The 14,917-nt window shown below is 65.4% G+C and carries 15 protein-coding genes; 7 read left to right on the plus strand and 8 right to left on the minus strand.

Annotation, left to right across the window (positions count from 1 at the left end; translation table 11 throughout):
- Positions 1-24: 24 nt before the first annotated feature.
- From lolA to cysG, 5 genes are read left to right on the plus strand one after another with little or no spacing between them, the layout of a single operon-like run.
- The gene (lolA, locus tag CSV86_RS06980) at positions 25-648 is read left to right on the plus strand and encodes an outer membrane lipoprotein periplasmic chaperone LolA (protein ID WP_009397606.1); all 624 of its coding nucleotides are present in this window, start codon (positions 25-27) and stop codon (positions 646-648) included.
- A gap of 18 nt (positions 649-666) precedes the next feature.
- Positions 667-1,992 carry a replication-associated recombination protein A gene (locus tag CSV86_RS06985; RefSeq protein WP_009397605.1) on the plus strand — a complete coding sequence of 442 codons (1,326 nt, stop codon included), beginning with the start codon at positions 667-669 and terminating at the stop codon, positions 1,990-1,992.
- Complete coding sequence (crcB, locus tag CSV86_RS06990; RefSeq protein WP_009397604.1) at positions 1,989-2,363, plus strand: fluoride efflux transporter CrcB; 375 nt, start codon at positions 1,989-1,991, stop codon at positions 2,361-2,363. Before CSV86_RS06985 ends, crcB begins: the two co-directional genes overlap by 4 nt.
- Before the next feature lie 29 nt (positions 2,364-2,392).
- Complete coding sequence (serS, locus tag CSV86_RS06995) at positions 2,393-3,673, plus strand: serine--tRNA ligase (RefSeq protein ID WP_009397603.1); 1,281 nt, start codon at positions 2,393-2,395, stop codon at positions 3,671-3,673.
- On the plus strand, positions 3,674-5,059 hold the full coding sequence (gene cysG / locus CSV86_RS07000) for a siroheme synthase CysG (RefSeq protein ID WP_009397602.1): 1,386 nt from the start codon (positions 3,674-3,676) through the stop codon (positions 5,057-5,059). It abuts the gene before it with no gap.
- Between the two features lie 63 nt (positions 5,060-5,122).
- On the opposite strand, the gene CSV86_RS07005 is transcribed toward cysG, so the two are convergent.
- The 8 genes from CSV86_RS07005 to soxR form a co-directional block, all read right to left on the minus strand.
- A complete protein-coding gene (locus tag CSV86_RS07005; RefSeq protein ID WP_009397601.1) occupies positions 5,123-6,091 on the minus strand; it encodes a glutathione S-transferase family protein in 969 nt (322 codons plus the stop codon).
- A gap of 112 nt (positions 6,092-6,203) precedes the next feature.
- Entirely contained in the window at positions 6,204-7,199 is a 996-nt protein-coding gene (locus CSV86_RS07010; protein ID WP_009397600.1) for a glycosyl transferase family protein, read from the minus strand.
- Positions 7,196-7,531 carry a TusE/DsrC/DsvC family sulfur relay protein gene (locus CSV86_RS07015; protein WP_009397599.1) on the minus strand — a complete coding sequence of 112 codons (336 nt, stop codon included), beginning with the start codon at positions 7,529-7,531 and terminating at the stop codon, positions 7,196-7,198. The genes CSV86_RS07010 and CSV86_RS07015 overlap by 4 nt, the downstream gene beginning before the upstream one ends.
- Complete coding sequence (tusB, locus tag CSV86_RS07020; RefSeq protein WP_009397598.1) at positions 7,528-7,818, minus strand: sulfurtransferase complex subunit TusB; 291 nt, start codon at positions 7,816-7,818, stop codon at positions 7,528-7,530. Before tusB ends, CSV86_RS07015 begins: the two co-directional genes overlap by 4 nt.
- Positions 7,818-8,177, minus strand: a complete 360-nt coding sequence (gene tusC / locus CSV86_RS07025) for a sulfurtransferase complex subunit TusC (RefSeq protein WP_009397596.1) — start codon at positions 8,175-8,177, stop codon at positions 7,818-7,820. Before tusC ends, tusB begins: the two co-directional genes overlap by 1 nt.
- Position 8,178: 1 nt before the next feature.
- On the minus strand, positions 8,179-8,571 hold the full coding sequence (tusD, locus tag CSV86_RS07030) for a sulfurtransferase complex subunit TusD (RefSeq protein WP_009397593.1): 393 nt from the start codon (positions 8,569-8,571) through the stop codon (positions 8,179-8,181).
- 84 nt (positions 8,572-8,655) lie between these two features.
- Complete coding sequence (locus CSV86_RS07035; RefSeq protein WP_009397591.1) at positions 8,656-10,026, minus strand: nucleobase:cation symporter-2 family protein; 1,371 nt, start codon at positions 10,024-10,026, stop codon at positions 8,656-8,658.
- Between the two features lie 167 nt (positions 10,027-10,193).
- Complete coding sequence (soxR, locus tag CSV86_RS07040; RefSeq protein WP_009397589.1) at positions 10,194-10,667, minus strand: redox-sensitive transcriptional activator SoxR; 474 nt, start codon at positions 10,665-10,667, stop codon at positions 10,194-10,196.
- 231 nt (positions 10,668-10,898) lie between these two features.
- Between soxR and CSV86_RS07045 the strand changes: the two genes are divergently transcribed.
- Together CSV86_RS07045 and CSV86_RS07050 are read left to right on the plus strand one after the other, a co-directional pair.
- Entirely contained in the window at positions 10,899-11,840 is a 942-nt protein-coding gene (locus CSV86_RS07045; RefSeq protein ID WP_376699735.1) for an efflux RND transporter periplasmic adaptor subunit, read from the plus strand.
- Positions 11,837-14,917, plus strand: coding sequence for a MexW/MexI family multidrug efflux RND transporter permease subunit (locus CSV86_RS07050; protein WP_009397585.1), 3,081 nt, complete (start codon positions 11,837-11,839; stop codon positions 14,915-14,917). The genes CSV86_RS07045 and CSV86_RS07050 overlap by 4 nt, the downstream gene beginning before the upstream one ends.

The following is a 14,917-nucleotide window of genomic DNA, read 5'->3' on the forward strand; positions in this document are numbered from 1 at the left end:
ATTCATTCAGCAACGAGGATTGCCATGCGCCTGATTCGCATGATGTTGGTTTCCGCTTTGAGCCTGTCCAGTGCCTCGGTGTTCGCCGCCGACGCCGACGTGGCGCGCCTGAGCCAGTTGCTCGAGCGCTCGACGACCATCAGCGCCAACTTCTCTCAACTGGCACTGGATTCCAGTGGCACCCAACTGCAGGAAACCAAGGGACAGATGGCGGTCAAGCGCCCGGGTCTGTTCTACTGGCACACCGACGCACCACAGGAGCAGGTGGTGGTGTCCGACGGCAAGAATGTCACCCTGTGGGACCCGGACCTGGAGCAGGCGACCATCAAGAAGCTCGACCAGCGCCTGACCCAGACCCCGGCGCTGCTGCTGTCCGGCGATATCTCGAAGATCGGTCAGAGCTATGACATCACTTCGAAAGAGCAGGGCGAGGTGATGGACTTCGTTCTGCGTCCCAAGACCAAGGACACCCTGTTCGACTCCCTGCGCCTGTCCTTCCGGGGTGGCCTGATCAACGACATGCAGTTGATCGACAGCGTTGGCCAGCGCACCAACATCATGTTCACCGGGGTCAAGGCCAACGAGTCGATCCCGGCGAGCAAGTTCGAGTTCGTCGTGCCCAAGGGCGCGGACGTGATCAAAGAGTAAGAGGTCGCCTAGCCGTCCATGGACCTGTTTCGCAGTGAACCGGTTGCCCAGCCCCTGGCCGCGCGCATGCGCCCGGCCAGCCTGGACGAATACGTCGGCCAGCAGCACCTGCTGGCCCGTGGCAAGCCGCTGCGCGAGGCCCTGGAACAGGGCGCGCTGCATTCGATGATCTTCTGGGGCCCGCCCGGGGTCGGCAAGACCACCCTGGCGCGGCTGCTGGCGCAATTCTGCGATGCGCACTTCGAGACGGTTTCGGCGGTACTGGCCGGGGTCAAGGAAATCCGCCAGGCGGTGGAAGTCGCCAAGCAGCAGGCGGCCCAGTACGGACGGCGGACCATCCTCTTCGTCGACGAAGTGCACCGCTTCAACAAATCCCAGCAGGATGCCTTCCTGCCCTATGTGGAAGACGGCACGCTGATCTTCATCGGTGCCACTACCGAGAACCCGTCCTTCGAACTGAACAACGCACTGCTCTCGCGAGCCCGGGTCTACGTACTCAAGAGCCTCGACGAAGAAGCCCTGCGCCGCCTGGTGCAACGCGCCCTCACCGAGGAGCGCGGCCTGGGCAAGCGTAACCTCAGCCTTTCCGACGAGGCTTTCAGCATGCTCCTGGCCGCTGCCGATGGCGATGGCCGGCGCATGCTCAACTTCCTCGAGAACGCCTCGGACCTGGCCGAAGACGGCGGTGAGATCGGTGCCGAGCTCCTGCAAAGCCTGCTCGGCGATACCCGCCGCCGTTTCGACAAGGGTGGCGAAGCCTTCTACGACCAGATTTCCGCGTTGCACAAATCCATCCGCGGCTCCAACCCCGACGCTGCGCTGTACTGGTTCGCGCGCATGCTCGACGGTGGTTGCGACCCGTTGTACCTGGCTCGCCGTGTGGTGCGCATGGCCAGCGAGGATATCGGCAATGCCGACCCGCGCGCCCTGAGCCTGTGCCTGTCGGCCTGGGACGTGCAGGAGCGCCTTGGCAGCCCCGAAGGTGAACTGGCGGTGGCCCAGGCCATCACCTACCTGGCCTGCGCGCCGAAGAGCAATGCCGTGTACATGGGCTTCAAGGCTGCGTTGCGCGAAGCTGCGGAACATGGTTCGCTGGAGGTCCCGCTGCACTTGCGCAACGCGCCGACCAAACTGATGAAGCAGCTGGGCTACGGCGAGGAGTATCGCTACGCCCACGACGAGCCGGGCGCCTACGCCGCCGGTGAAGACTATTTCCCCGAAGACCTCGAGCCGCGCCAGTACTACCAGCCGGTGCCCCGCGGCCTGGAACTGAAAATCGGTGAAAAGCTCCGGCAACTGGCCGAGCTCGACCGCAACAGCCCCCGGCAACGGAGAAAACCGTGATCGCCCTTGTCGCCGCCGTCAGCGCCGGAGGGATCGCCGGTACCCTGTTGCGCTTTGCCACCGGCAATTGGGTCGCCGCCCACTGGCCTCGCCACTTTTATCTCGGTACGCTGGCCGTCAATCTGGTCGGCTGCCTGCTGATCGGCCTGCTCTACGGGCTGTTCCTGCATCGGCCGTATGTGCCGGTCGAACTGCGTGGCGGCCTGATCGTCGGTTTCCTCGGCGGCCTGACCACGTTTTCATCCTTTTCACTGGATACCGTGCGCCTGCTCGAAAGCGGGCAGGCGCCGCTGGCTTTCGGTTATGCCGCAGCCAGCGTGCTGGGCGGCCTGCTCGCAACCTGGGCCGGCCTGGCTCTGACCCGAATCTGAACCAACACCACACATAACGAGAGAACGATATGCTCGATTCCAAACTGTTACGCGGCCAACTTCAGGAAGTGGCGGACCGCCTGGCCTCCCGTGGCTTCAGCCTGGATGTCGCGCGCATCGAATCCCTGGAAGAGCGCCGCAAGACGGTGCAGACCCGTACCGAACAGTTGCAGGCCGAGCGCAACGCGCGCTCGAAGTCGATCGGCATGGCCAAGGCCAAGGGCGAGGACATCGCACCGCTGATGGCCGACGTCGAGCGCATGGCCAGCGAGCTGGCCGCCGGCAAGGTCGAGCTGGACCAGATCCAGTCCGAGCTGGACCAGATCCTGCTGACCATTCCCAACCTGCCGGATGCCAGCGTTCCGCTCGGCGAGGATGAAGACGGCAATGTCGAAGTACGTCGCTGGGGCACCCCGCGCCAGTTCGACTTCCAGATCCAGGACCACGTGGCCCTCGGCGAGCGTAACGGCTGGCTGGACTTCGAAACCGCCGCCAAGCTCTCCGGCGCGCGCTTCGCCCTGCTGCGCGGCCCGATTGCCCGCCTGCATCGCGCCCTGGCCCAGTTCATGATCAACCTGCACATCAACGAGCACGGTTACGAAGAGGCCTACACCCCGTACCTGGTCCAGGCCCCGGCGCTGCAAGGCACCGGCCAGTTGCCGAAGTTCGAGGAAGACCTGTTCAAGATCAGCCGCGAAGGCGAGGCCGATTTCTACCTGATCCCGACCGCCGAGGTGTCGCTGACCAACATCGTTGCCAACGAGATCGTCGACGCCAAGGACCTGCCGATCAAGTTCGTCGCCCACACCCCGTGCTTCCGTAGCGAAGCCGGCGCTTCGGGCCGCGATACCCGCGGCATGATTCGCCAGCACCAGTTCGACAAGGTCGAGATGGTCCAGGTGGTCGAGCCGTCGAAATCCATGGAAGCCCTGGAAAGCCTCACCGCCAACGCCGAGCGCGTCCTGCAGGCGCTGGAGCTGCCGTACCGCGTGCTGGCCCTGTGCACCGGCGACATGGGCTTCAGTGCCACCAAGACCTACGACCTGGAAGTCTGGGTGCCGAGCCAGGACAAGTACCGCGAGATCTCCTCGTGCTCCAACTGCGGCGACTTCCAGGCCCGCCGCATGCAGGCGCGCTGGCGCAACCCGGAAACCGGCAAGCCGGAGCTGGTCCACACCCTCAACGGTTCGGGCCTGGCGGTAGGCCGGACCCTGGTCGCGGTGCTGGAGAACTACCAGCAGGCCGACGGCACCATCCGTGTACCGGAAGTCCTCAAGCCCTACATGGGCGGCATCGAGGTCATCGGCTAAATGGAATTCCTGCCGCTGTTCCACAATTTGCGCGGCAGCCAGGTCCTGGTGGTGGGTGGCGGCGAGATTGCCTTGCGCAAATCCCGCCTGCTGGCCGATGCCGGAGCACGGCTGCGCGTGGTCGCCCCGGCGATCGAAGGGCAACTGGCCGAGTTGGCCCGGCACAGTGGTGGCCAGCTTCTGGAGCGTGGCTATCAGGAACAGGACCTGGACGATTGCCAACTGGTCATCGCCGCCACCGATGACCAGGCGCTCAATGCCCAGGTTTCGGCAGATGCGCGCAAGCGCTGCGTGCCGGTCAACGTGGTGGATGCCCCCGCGCTGTGCTCGGTGATCTTTCCTGCCATCGTCGATCGTTCGCCGCTGGTGGTCGCGGTTTCCAGCGGCGGCGATGCCCCGGTGCTGGCGCGCTTGATCCGTGCCCGCCTGGAAACCTGGATCCCCGCCGCCTACGGCGAACTGGCCGGACTGGCCGCGCGTTTCCGCGACCGGGTCAAGCAGCTGTACCCCGACGTCAACCAGCGTCGGGGTTTCTGGGAAGAAGTGTTCCAGGGCCCGATCGCCGAGCGCCAGCTGGCCGGGCAGGGCGCCGAAGCCGAGCGCCTGTTGCAGGCCAAGGTCGAGGGCAAGCCGGAGCAGACGGCGGGCGAGGTGTACCTGGTCGGTGCCGGTCCGGGTGATCCGGATCTGTTGACCTTCCGCGCCTTGCGCCTGATGCAGCAGGCTGACGTGGTGCTGTATGACCGTCTTGTCGCGCCCGCGATCATCGAAATGTGCCGGCGTGATGCCGAGCGCATTTATGTCGGCAAGCGCCGCGCTGATCATTCAGTACCCCAGGAACAGATCAACCAGCTATTGGTGGACCTGGCTCGCCAGGGCAAGCGGGTGCTGCGGCTCAAGGGTGGAGATCCGTTCATCTTCGGGCGTGGCGGGGAAGAGATCGAGGAACTGGCGGAGCAGGGCATACCGTTCCAGGTGGTGCCCGGTATCACCGCGGCAAGCGGTTGCTCGGCCTATGCCGGAATCCCGCTGACCCACCGTGACTACGCGCAGTCGGTACGCTTCGTCACCGGTCACCTGAAGGATGGCACCAGCAACCTGCCGTGGAACGATCTGGTGGCGCCAGCGCAGACCCTGGTGTTCTACATGGGCTTGGTGGGCTTGCCGACCATCTGTTCCGAATTGATCCGCCATGGCCGCGCCGCCGACACCCCGGCAGCGCTGGTCCAGCAAGGCACTACCAAGAACCAGCGGGTATTTACCGGCACCCTGGCCGACCTGCCGCAACTGGTGGCGGAGCATGAGGTTCATGCGCCGACCCTGGTGATCGTGGGTGAGGTGGTGCAACTGCGCGACAAGCTGGCCTGGTTCGAAGGCGCCCAGTAGGGCCTCATCGCTGGCAAGCCAGCTCCCACAGGGTGTGGGAGCTGGCTTGCCAGCGATGTTCTTTCAGGCCCCGGTTTTCTTCCAGATCCCCCGCCCAACCAACCGTTCCCGATCATGCGCCTGGCCAAAGTCCTGCTTCGGCCCCTTGGGCACGATGCCGTTCGGGTTGATGGTCTTGTGACTGGCGTAATAGTGGTGCTGGATATGCTCCATATCCACTGTCTCCGCCACTCCCGGCCATTGGTACAGCTCGCGCAGCCAGTTGCTCAGGTTCGGGTAGTCGGCAATCCGCCGCAGGTTGCACTTGAAGTGCCCGTAGTACACCGCATCGAAACGCACGATGGTGGTGAACAGGCGGATATCGGCTTCGGTCAGGTATTCCCCGGCCAGGTAACGCTGCCCATCCAGTAGCTGCTCCAAGGTATCCAGTTCGGCGAACAGCGCATCGAACGCCTCCTCATACGCCTTCTGCGACGTGGCGAAGCCCGCCCGGTAGACACCGTTGTTCACTGCCGGGTAGATGCGCTCGTTCAAGGCATCGATCTTTGCCCGCAGCGGCTCCGGGTACAGGTCCAGGCGATTGCCGGTCAAGCCGTCGAAGGCGCTGTTGAAGATGCGGATGATCTGCGACGACTCGTTGTTGACGATGCGCTGCTCCTGCCTGTCCCAAAGCACCGGTACGGTGACGCGCCCGGTGTAGTGCGGGTCGTCGCGGGTGTAGCGCTGGTGCAGGTAGTCGAAGCCGTCGAGCTTGTCGCCGGTGGAGCCCAGGCCCTTGTCGAAGGTCCAGCCATGCTCGCCCATCAGCCAACTGACCACGGACACGTCGATCAGGCTTTCCAGGCCCTTGAGCTTGCGATAGATCAGGGTGCGGTGGGCCCAGGGGCAGGCCAGCGACACATACAGGTGATAGCGTCCGGCTTCGGCCGCTGGCAAGTCATTGCGGCGCTGCGCGTTTTCGCGCTCGAAAGCGCCGTCCTTGCTGCTTTGGTACCACTGGTCATGCCAGCGTCCGTCGATCAACAGGCCCATGGTGAAGGCTCCTTGGCAATTCGTTTGAAATTGGAGGCCATTCTACGGGCTCAAGTTCGAACGAATAGCGCAAAGATCCTGCCTGTTTGATCGAAAGAGTCGATGGATTGTCTCAGGCCAGGCGGGCCGCCCAGTATTCACGGGCCTTGGCGAAGGCGTCGGCCTGGCTGTGTCCGAGACCTCGCAGCGCCAGGGCCATGGTCGCGACTACCGCCATCTCGCCATAGCTGTCAGCGGTCTCGCCGGACCAGACGCTCAACAGGTGCGAAGGCTCCAGGCTTGCCGGCTTCACATGCCGTTGCGCCGACATCTGCGGCCATTCCTCATCCCAGTCCGCACCCTCGGCGGTGCCGTAGAGATGGCTGGTCGCGTCCGGGTTGACCTCGATCTCGCCGCCATCGCCCTTGATCACGATGGTGCGATCGCCCAGCAAACGGCTGGCCTCGCGGTGCACCGCCTGGTAGCCGGGGTGGAAGATGCTCTGCAGGCCGCAGCGGGCGCCCAGCGGATTGAGCACCCGGGCCAGGGAGTGGATCGGCGAGCGCAGGCCGAGGGTGTTGCGCAGGTCGATCATCCGTTGCAGGCGCGGCGCCCAGTCCTGCAGCGGGAAGAAGGCCAGGTTGTGCTGGTCCAGCGCTGTCCTGACTTCGCCCCAGGTGCGGCACAGCGGGATGTCCAGCAGGCCCAGTACTTGCTCGGTATACAGGCGCCCGGCGGTGTGCGCGCCACCGCCGTGCATCAGGATGCGCACACCATTGCGCGCCAGGCAACGCGTCGCCAGCAGGTACCAGGGCAGGTGGCGCTTCTTCCCGGCGTAGCTCGGCCAGTCGATGTCCACGGCGATCGCCGGGGCATCCAGGCGCGCACGCAAGGCCTCGGTGAAACCGGCCAGTTCCTCGGGGCTTTCTTCCTTGTGCCGCAGCAGCATCAGGAAGGCGCCAAGCTGGGTTTCTTCGACCTTGCCGTCGAGGAGCATGCCCATCGCCTCGCGGGCTTCCTCGCGGGTCAGGCCGCGGGCTCCGCGCTTGCCCTTGCCGAGGATGCGGACGAATTCGGCGAAAGGGTGTTCGGCCGGGGTTTCGGTAACGAGGGGACGTGGCTCGGTCATATGCAATTGGTCGGCTTGGGCAGGCCCGCCAGCTTGGCGGCAAGTTTGGCGGGAGTACCGTTGAACAGGCGGTTAAGGTGCAGGCTGTTGCCTTTGTCCGCGCCCAGCTTGAGCGCGGTGTACTTGATCAGCGGCCGGGTCGCCGGCGACAGCTCGAACTCCTGGTAGAACTGGCGCAGCAGCTCCAGCACCTCCCAGTGATCGGCACTCAGCTCGATGGACTCGCGCTCGGCCAGGGCCCGGGCGACATCCTCGGACCAGTCACCCAGTTCCACCAGGTAACCGTCCTTGTCGAGGGCGATATCGCGGCCGTTGACATGCAGGATGCTCATAGCCAGCTGTTGACCTTGTCGTAGTTCAGGGACAGTTCGACGAATGCCGGATAATCCACGGCCGTAGCGCCGGTGTCGCTGATGGCGCGGGCCTCGAGGTCTTCCGCAAGGGCATACAGGCGCGGGCCGAGCGTGTTCAGCCCGGCGACCGTTACGCTGCCAGGATTCAACGCGTACACCGCATCGCCACAGAGCAGCAGGCCGTCGTGCGGGCCGAGCAGGCGCAGGCAACTGGCCAGGCGGTTGTCGCCGAACGGCGAGCGGGAAATGACATGCAGGGTGCTCATCAGAGGGTTACCACCTGGTCGAAACGGTCGATCAAGGCCGTAAGGCCAGCGTCATCCAGCACCTGCACCGGCAGGCCCAGGCCGTCGGGGTCCAGGCCGCGCTCGGCCAGGCTGCTGGCGGCAACGAACAGGTCTTCGACGCCGAACATCGGCAGGGCCTGAAGATTGGCTGCGAGGTTCTTCTGCTGCAGCAGCGCCGGTTGCTGGTTGGGCGCGAGCTGGAACACGCCGTCATCGAGGAACAGCATGCCCAGGGGAAGATCGAAGGCGCCGCCGGCCAGCGCGATATCCAGCGCTTCGCGCGCGGACGGGCCGCTCCACGGCGCCTGGCGGCTGATGATCAGCAGGGACTTGGCCATTTCAATCGCCTCCGAAGCAGACCAGGCGGTCCGCGCTTTGTGCGGCTTCATGCAACTGGCCGAGGCCGGACAGTTCCCACGGTACCGGCAGGTTGGCAGCCGGACGCTGATAGCGATTGGCTTCCTCGTCGTTCAGTACACCGCGGCGCAGGGCGGCGGCGATGCACACCACCGCATCGAGCTGGTGGGCCGTGACGAACTCGCGCCAGTGCGCCGGCACGTCGTTTTCATCCTGGGGCGTGACCACGTTGGCCGAGGCGCTGTGCACACCGTCCTGGTAGAAGAACAGGCGCACGATCTCATGACCGCCGGCAAGAGCCGCCTGGGCGAACAGCAAGGCGCGGCGCGAGGAGGGCGCGTGGCCGGGGGAAAAAACCGCGATGACGAACTTCATGGCAGGCCCTGTGGGAAAAACACCCGGCATGATAAAGCAAAAAGCCCGCAGCAGGCTGCGGGCTTGTCCGATGCACGACCCGGATCAGGCCTCGCGCCTGGCCTCGGGCAGGAACCAGTTCAGCACCAGGGCACAGATGCCACCGGTGGCCACGCCCGATTCCAGCACGTTGCGCAGGGCCGAAGGCATATGGGCGAGGAACTCCGGCACCTGGGCCACGCCCAGGCCGAGGGCCAGGGACACGGCGATGATCAGCAGGGCCCGGCGGTCCAGGCTGATGCTGGCGAGGATGTTGATCCCGGAAGCGGCGACGGCGCCGAACATGACCATGGCCGCGCCGCCCAGCACCGGCTCGGGCACGGCCTGGATCACCCCGGCCACCGCCGGGAACAGGCCCAGCACGACCAGCATCAGGGCGATCCATACGCCAATATGGCGGCTGGCGATGCCGGTCAGCTGAATCACCCCGTTGTTCTGCGCGAAGATCGAGCTGGGGAAGGTGTTGAACACCCCGGCCAGCAGCGAGTTGGCACCGTTGACCAGTACCCCGCCCTTGATCCGCTGCATCCACAGCGGGCCTTCCACCGGCTGGCGCGACACCTTGCTGGTGGCGGTGACGTCGCCGATGGCCTCCAGCGAGGTGACCAGGTAGATCACCAGCATCGGAATGAACAACGACCAGGAGAAGCCCAGCCCGAAATGCAGCGGCACCGGCACCTGAAACAGCGCTGCTTCATGCATGCCGGTGAAATCCAGGCGGCCCAGGTACCCGGCCAGGGCGTAGCCCACGGCGAGGGCAATGACGATGGCGCAACTGCGCATCCATACCAGCGGGATGCGGTTGAGCACCACGATGATCGCCAGCACCACGCCGGACAGCAGCAGGTTCTCACTGTTGGCGAAGGTGCCGTCGCCCATGGCGGCGAAACCGCCGCCCATGCTGATCAGGCCGACCTTGATCAGGGTCAGGCCGATCATCAGTACGACGATGCCGGTCACCAGCGGGGTAATCAGGCGCTTGACGAAGGGCAGGATGCGCGAAATGCCCATTTCCACGAACGATCCGGCGATGACCACGCCGAAGATCGCCGCCATCACCGCTTCCACCGGCGTACCCTGCTTGACCATCAGCGCACCGCCGGCGATCAGCGGGCCGACGAAGTTGAAGCTGGTGCCCTGGACGATCAGCAGCCCGGCGCCGAACGGCCCGAAGCGGCGGCACTGGACGAAGGTCGCGATGCCGGAGATCACCAGGGACATCGACACGATCAGGTTGGTATCGCGGGCGGAAACGCCCAGGGCCTGGCAGATCAGCAGGCCCGGGGTCACGATAGGCACGATGATCGCCAGCAAATGCTGGAGCGCGGCCAGCAGGCCGATCACCAGGCGCGGCCGGTCTTCCAGGCCGAGGACCAGTTCATTGGCCTGTGCCGGGCCTTGTTCGATTGAGCTCATGGAAAGGATGCCCCGGAAAAAAGGAGCGCATTCTACGGGGCGCCTGGGGTTTGCGGTAGTCCGGTTTTTTCGGTGTTCTTCGGGGCCTCATCGCTGGCAAGCCAGCTCCCACAGGTTCTGTGGGAGCTGGCTTGCCAGCGATGAGGCCATGAAGTACACCACACCAATCAACTGCCTCGACAAGCCGCCTCCAGCACCCGCGGCCCCGGCCCTTCCAACCCGAGCCTGTCCTCCGGGTTGCGCAACGGACAATCCTCCAGCGACAGGCAGCCACAGCCAATGCAGTCATCCAGGCTGTCGCGCAATGCTTCCAGCGTCCGTATCCGCGCATTCAGGTCTTCGCGCCAGGCCGTGGACATTTCCCCCCACTGCGCCGCCGTCAGCTTGCTGTTCGGCGGATAGCGGCCAAAGGCATTCTTGATCTCCTCCAACGGAATCCCGGTGCGCTGGGCCACCTTGATCACCGCGATGGTCCGCAGTACCAGTGCCGGAAAGCGCCGTTGGTTGCCGGCATTGCGGGTACTGGCGATCAGCCCCTTGGCCTCGTAGAAGTGCAAGGTCGACACCGGCACCCCGGCGCGCCGCGCCACTTCGCCGACGCTGAGCAGTCGCATCCCGTCCACCGCTTTTTTCTCCGCCATGCCTGTTGACCTCAAGTAAAGTTGAGGTTTTATAGTCCGGCCCCGTCGTTCCTGCAAGTGCAGGAATCATCATCGATCAGCGGGGCGGAGCATGGGCAAAAGGCTGCTGTTGGGGGAGGGGCGCTGGCGCTGGGTGCGCTGGTGTTGGTAGTGGGCACGCAGCGGACACCGCCGGCGCAGGCCAGCAGTGCATGGCCGACAACCAAGGTGGCGTTGGCCAGGGTTACGTCGATGCCGGCGCCACGGCAGCGTTTCGCGGTGGGCGAGCTGGAAGCCGTGGATCAGGTGCGGCTGGCCGCCGAAAGCGCCGGCCGGGTGACGCGCATTGCCTTCGACTCGGGCCAGACGGTCAAGGCCGGGCAGTTGCTGGTCCAGCTCAACTATGCCCCGGAGCAGGCTGAGCGCCTGCGCCTGCGGGCACAGTTGCGCAATGCCGAATCATTGCTGGAGAGGACGCGCAAGCTGCGTGCCTCCAGTGTCACCACCCAGGAGCAACTGGATAACGCCAGCGCCGCCGCCGACATGGCCAGGGGCGAGTTGCAACAGGTTGAAGCGCGGATTGCGCAGAAGGCTATCGTCGCACCATTCGCCGGCAAGCTCGGGATCCGCCGGGTGCATCAGGGCCAGTACCTCAATGCGGGCGACGCGGTTGCCAACCTGGTCGAACCAAACCGGCTGCGGGTGAATTTCTCCCTGAACGAACAGGTAGTCGCCGAACTGAGTACCGGACAGACCGTGCAACTGGGCATCGATGCCCTGGCGGACCGGAGCTTCCCGGCGCGGATCAGCGCCATCGACCCAATGATCAGTTCTACGCGCCTGGTCCAGGTGCAGGCCACCCTGGTCAACCCGGACAGCCAACTGCAACCCGGCATGTACGCCCGGGTGCGTCTGGACGCCCAACAGCCGGCCAGTGTCTTGTCGCTGCCGGAAACCGCCGTCACCTACACCGCCTACGGCCAGACCGTGTTCGTCGCGCGGCAGGTCGAGGGCGGCCTGCAGGTTGCGCGGGTCGGCGTGACCACCGGCGAGCGCTGGCAGGGCCGGGTGGAAATCACCTCTGGCCTGGCCGAAGGCGAGCAGGTGGTGGTTTCCGGCCAGCTCAAGCTCAGCGATGGCATGGCGGTGGAACCCCTGGCCGGCAACAGCCTGGATGAAGGAGGCCGGCCGTGAGATTCACCGACCTGTTCGTCCGCCGTCCGGTGCTGGCCCTGGTGGTCAGTGCGCTGATCACCCTGATGGGCCTGTTCGCCCTCGGCAAGTTGCCGATCCGCCAGTACCCGCTGCTGGAAAGCTCGACCATCACCATCACCACCGAGTATCCCGGCGCGTCTGCCGAACTGATGCAGGGTTTCGTCACCCAGCCGATCACCCAGGCGGTGTCCTCGGTGGAGGGCATCGACTACCTGGCGTCCTCGTCGATGCAGGGGCGCAGCACCATCACCCTGCGCATGATCCTCAACCGCGATCCAACCCAGGCCCTGACCCAGGCCATGGCCAAGGTCAACCAGGTGCGCTATCGCCTGCCGGAAAAGGCCTACGATCCGGTGGTCGAGCTGTCGGCGGGGGACTCCACCGCGGTGGCCTATGTCGGGTTCTCCAGCGAGACCCTGTCCATCCCCGAATTGAGCGATTACCTGTCGCGGGTGGTCGAGCCACAGTTCTCGGGGATCGACGGCGTGGTCAAGGTGCAGACCTTCGGCGGCCAGAACCTGGCCATGCGCCTGTGGCTGGACAGCGAGCGCATGGCCGGGCGCGGGGTCACCGCCGGCGACGTAGCCGAGGCGGTGCGGCGCAACAACTACCAGGCCACCCCGGGCCAGGTGCGCGGGCAGTACGTGCTGGCGGATATCCGCGTCGACACCGACCTGACCAGCGTCGAGGCCTTTCGCGACCTGATCGTGCGCAACGACGGCCGCGACCTCGTGCGCCTGCGTGACATCGGCAGCGTCGAGCTGAGCGCGGCCATGACCCAGACCAGCGCCACCATGGACGGCAAGCCCGCGGTGCACCTGGGCCTGTTCCCCACGCCCTCGGGCAACCCGCTGGTGATCGTCGACGGCATTCGCAAGCTCCTGCCACAGATCCAGCAGACCCTGCCGCCAGGGGTGAAGGTGGCGTTGGCCTACGAGACTGCACGTTTTATCGATGCGTCGATCAAGGAAGTGCTGCACACCTTGCTCGAAGCGATGCTGATCGTGGTCGCGGTAATCTGGCTGTGCCTGGGTTCGCTACGCAGCGTGGCGATCCCGGTGCTGGCGATTCCCCTGTCGATGCTCGGCGCCGCCGCATTGATGCTGTCTTTCGGCTTCAGCCTCAACCTGCTCACTTTGCTGGCGATGGTCCTGGCCATCGGCCTGGTGGTGGACGATGCCATCGTGGTGGTGGAGAACGTCCATCGCCATATAGAAGAAGGGCAGACGCCGGTGGCTGCGGCGCTGGCGGGCGCCCGGGAGATTGCCGGGCCGGTGGTGGCCATGACCCTGACCCTGGCGGCGGTGTACGCGCCCATCGGTTTGATGGGCGGGCTCACCGGCACGCTGTTTCGTGAGTTTGCCCTGACGTTGGCCGGTGCAGTGATCATCTCCGGAATCGTTGCCCTGACCTTATCGCCGGTGATGAGCTCGTTGCTGCTCAAGCCCGGACAGCAGGAGGGGCCGATGGCCCGGCTGGCGGAGAAGGTTTTCGGGGGCCTGGCCGGAGGGTATGGCCGGTTGCTGGGGCAATCGCTGGCGCGGCGCTGGATCAGCGGCGGCATCGCCATCCTGGTCTGCCTGAGCCTGCCCTGGCTGTACCTGCAGGCGCAGCGCGAGCTGGCACCGCCGGAGGACCAGGCGGCGGTACTGGCCGCGATCAAGGCACCGCAATATGCCAGCCTGGAATACGCCGAGCATTTCAACGCCAGGCTGGACCGGGTGATGAAGGCCATCCCGGAAACCACCGATACCTGGATCATCAACGGCACCGACGGCCCGGCCAGCAGTTTCGGCGGCATCAACCTGAGTGCCTGGGGCGAACGCCAGCGTTCGGCGGCGCAGGTCCAGGCCGAACTGCAAGCGGCCGTGGGCGAGGTCGAAGGCAGCAGCATCTTCGCCTTCCAGGTGGCCTCGCTGCCGGGTTCCAGTGGTGGCCTGCCGGTGCAGATGGTGCTGCGCAGCGCCCAGGACTACCCGCTGCTGTACCAGACCATGGAAGGGCTCAAGCAGCGCGCGCGGGAAAGCGGCCTGTTCGTCGTGGTGGACAGCGACCTGGACTACAACAACCCGCTGGTCAGCCTGAGTGTCGACCGGGCCAAGGCCGCCAGCCTCGGCATCGGCATGCAGGCCATCGGCGATTCGCTGGCGGTGCTGGTGGGCGAGCAGTACATCAATCGCTTCGCCCTGTATGGCCGCTCCTACGACGTGATCCCGCAGAGCATCCACGACCAACGCCTGACCCCGCAGGCCCTGGCCCGCCAGTATGTGCGGGCGGATGACGGGCAATTGCTGCCTCTGTCCAGCGTGGTGCACATGGACATCGGCGTGGCGCCGAACCGCCTGCTGCAATTCGATCAGCAGAATGCCAGCACGTTGCAGGCGATTCCCGCGCCGGGTGTTTCCCAAGGCCAGGCGGTGGCCTTCCTCGAACAACTGGCCAGCGAGCTGCCGCCAGGCTTCAGCCATGACTGGCAATCGGAGTCGCGGCAATACGTGCAGGAAGGACTGGCGCTGATGTGGGCCTTCCTCGCCGCGTTGGTGGTGATCTACCTGGTGCTCGCCGCCCAGTACGAAAGCCTGGTGGATCCGCTGATCATCCTGGTCACCGTGCCGCTGTCGATCTGCGGTGCGCTGCTGCCGCTGGCGATGGGCTGGGCGACCCTGAACATCTACACGCAGATTGGCCTGGTGACCCTGATCGGCCTGATCAGCAAGCACGGGATCCTGATGGTGGCGTTCGCCAACGAGATCCAGGTGCGCGACAACCTGGGCCGTGGCGAGGCGATCATCCGCGCCGCGCAGGTCCGCCTGCGCCCGGTGCTGATGACCACGGCGGCGATGACCTTCGGCGTGGTACCGCTTTTGTTCGCCAGTGGTGCCGGGGCCAACAGCCGTTTCGGCCTGGGGGTGGTAATCGTCTGCGGCATGCTGGTGGGCACGCTGTTCACCCTGTTCGTGCTGCCGACCCTTTATTCATGGCTGGCCCGGGATCACCGGGTCGAAGGTGCACGCAAGCAACAGCTGGCCGATGCCCAACGCGTGCTGGGGAACTGA

The sequence above is a fragment of the Pseudomonas bharatica CSV86 genome, assembly GCF_000319305.2.
GTDB classification, from domain to species: domain Bacteria; phylum Pseudomonadota; class Gammaproteobacteria; order Pseudomonadales; family Pseudomonadaceae; genus Aquipseudomonas; species Aquipseudomonas bharatica.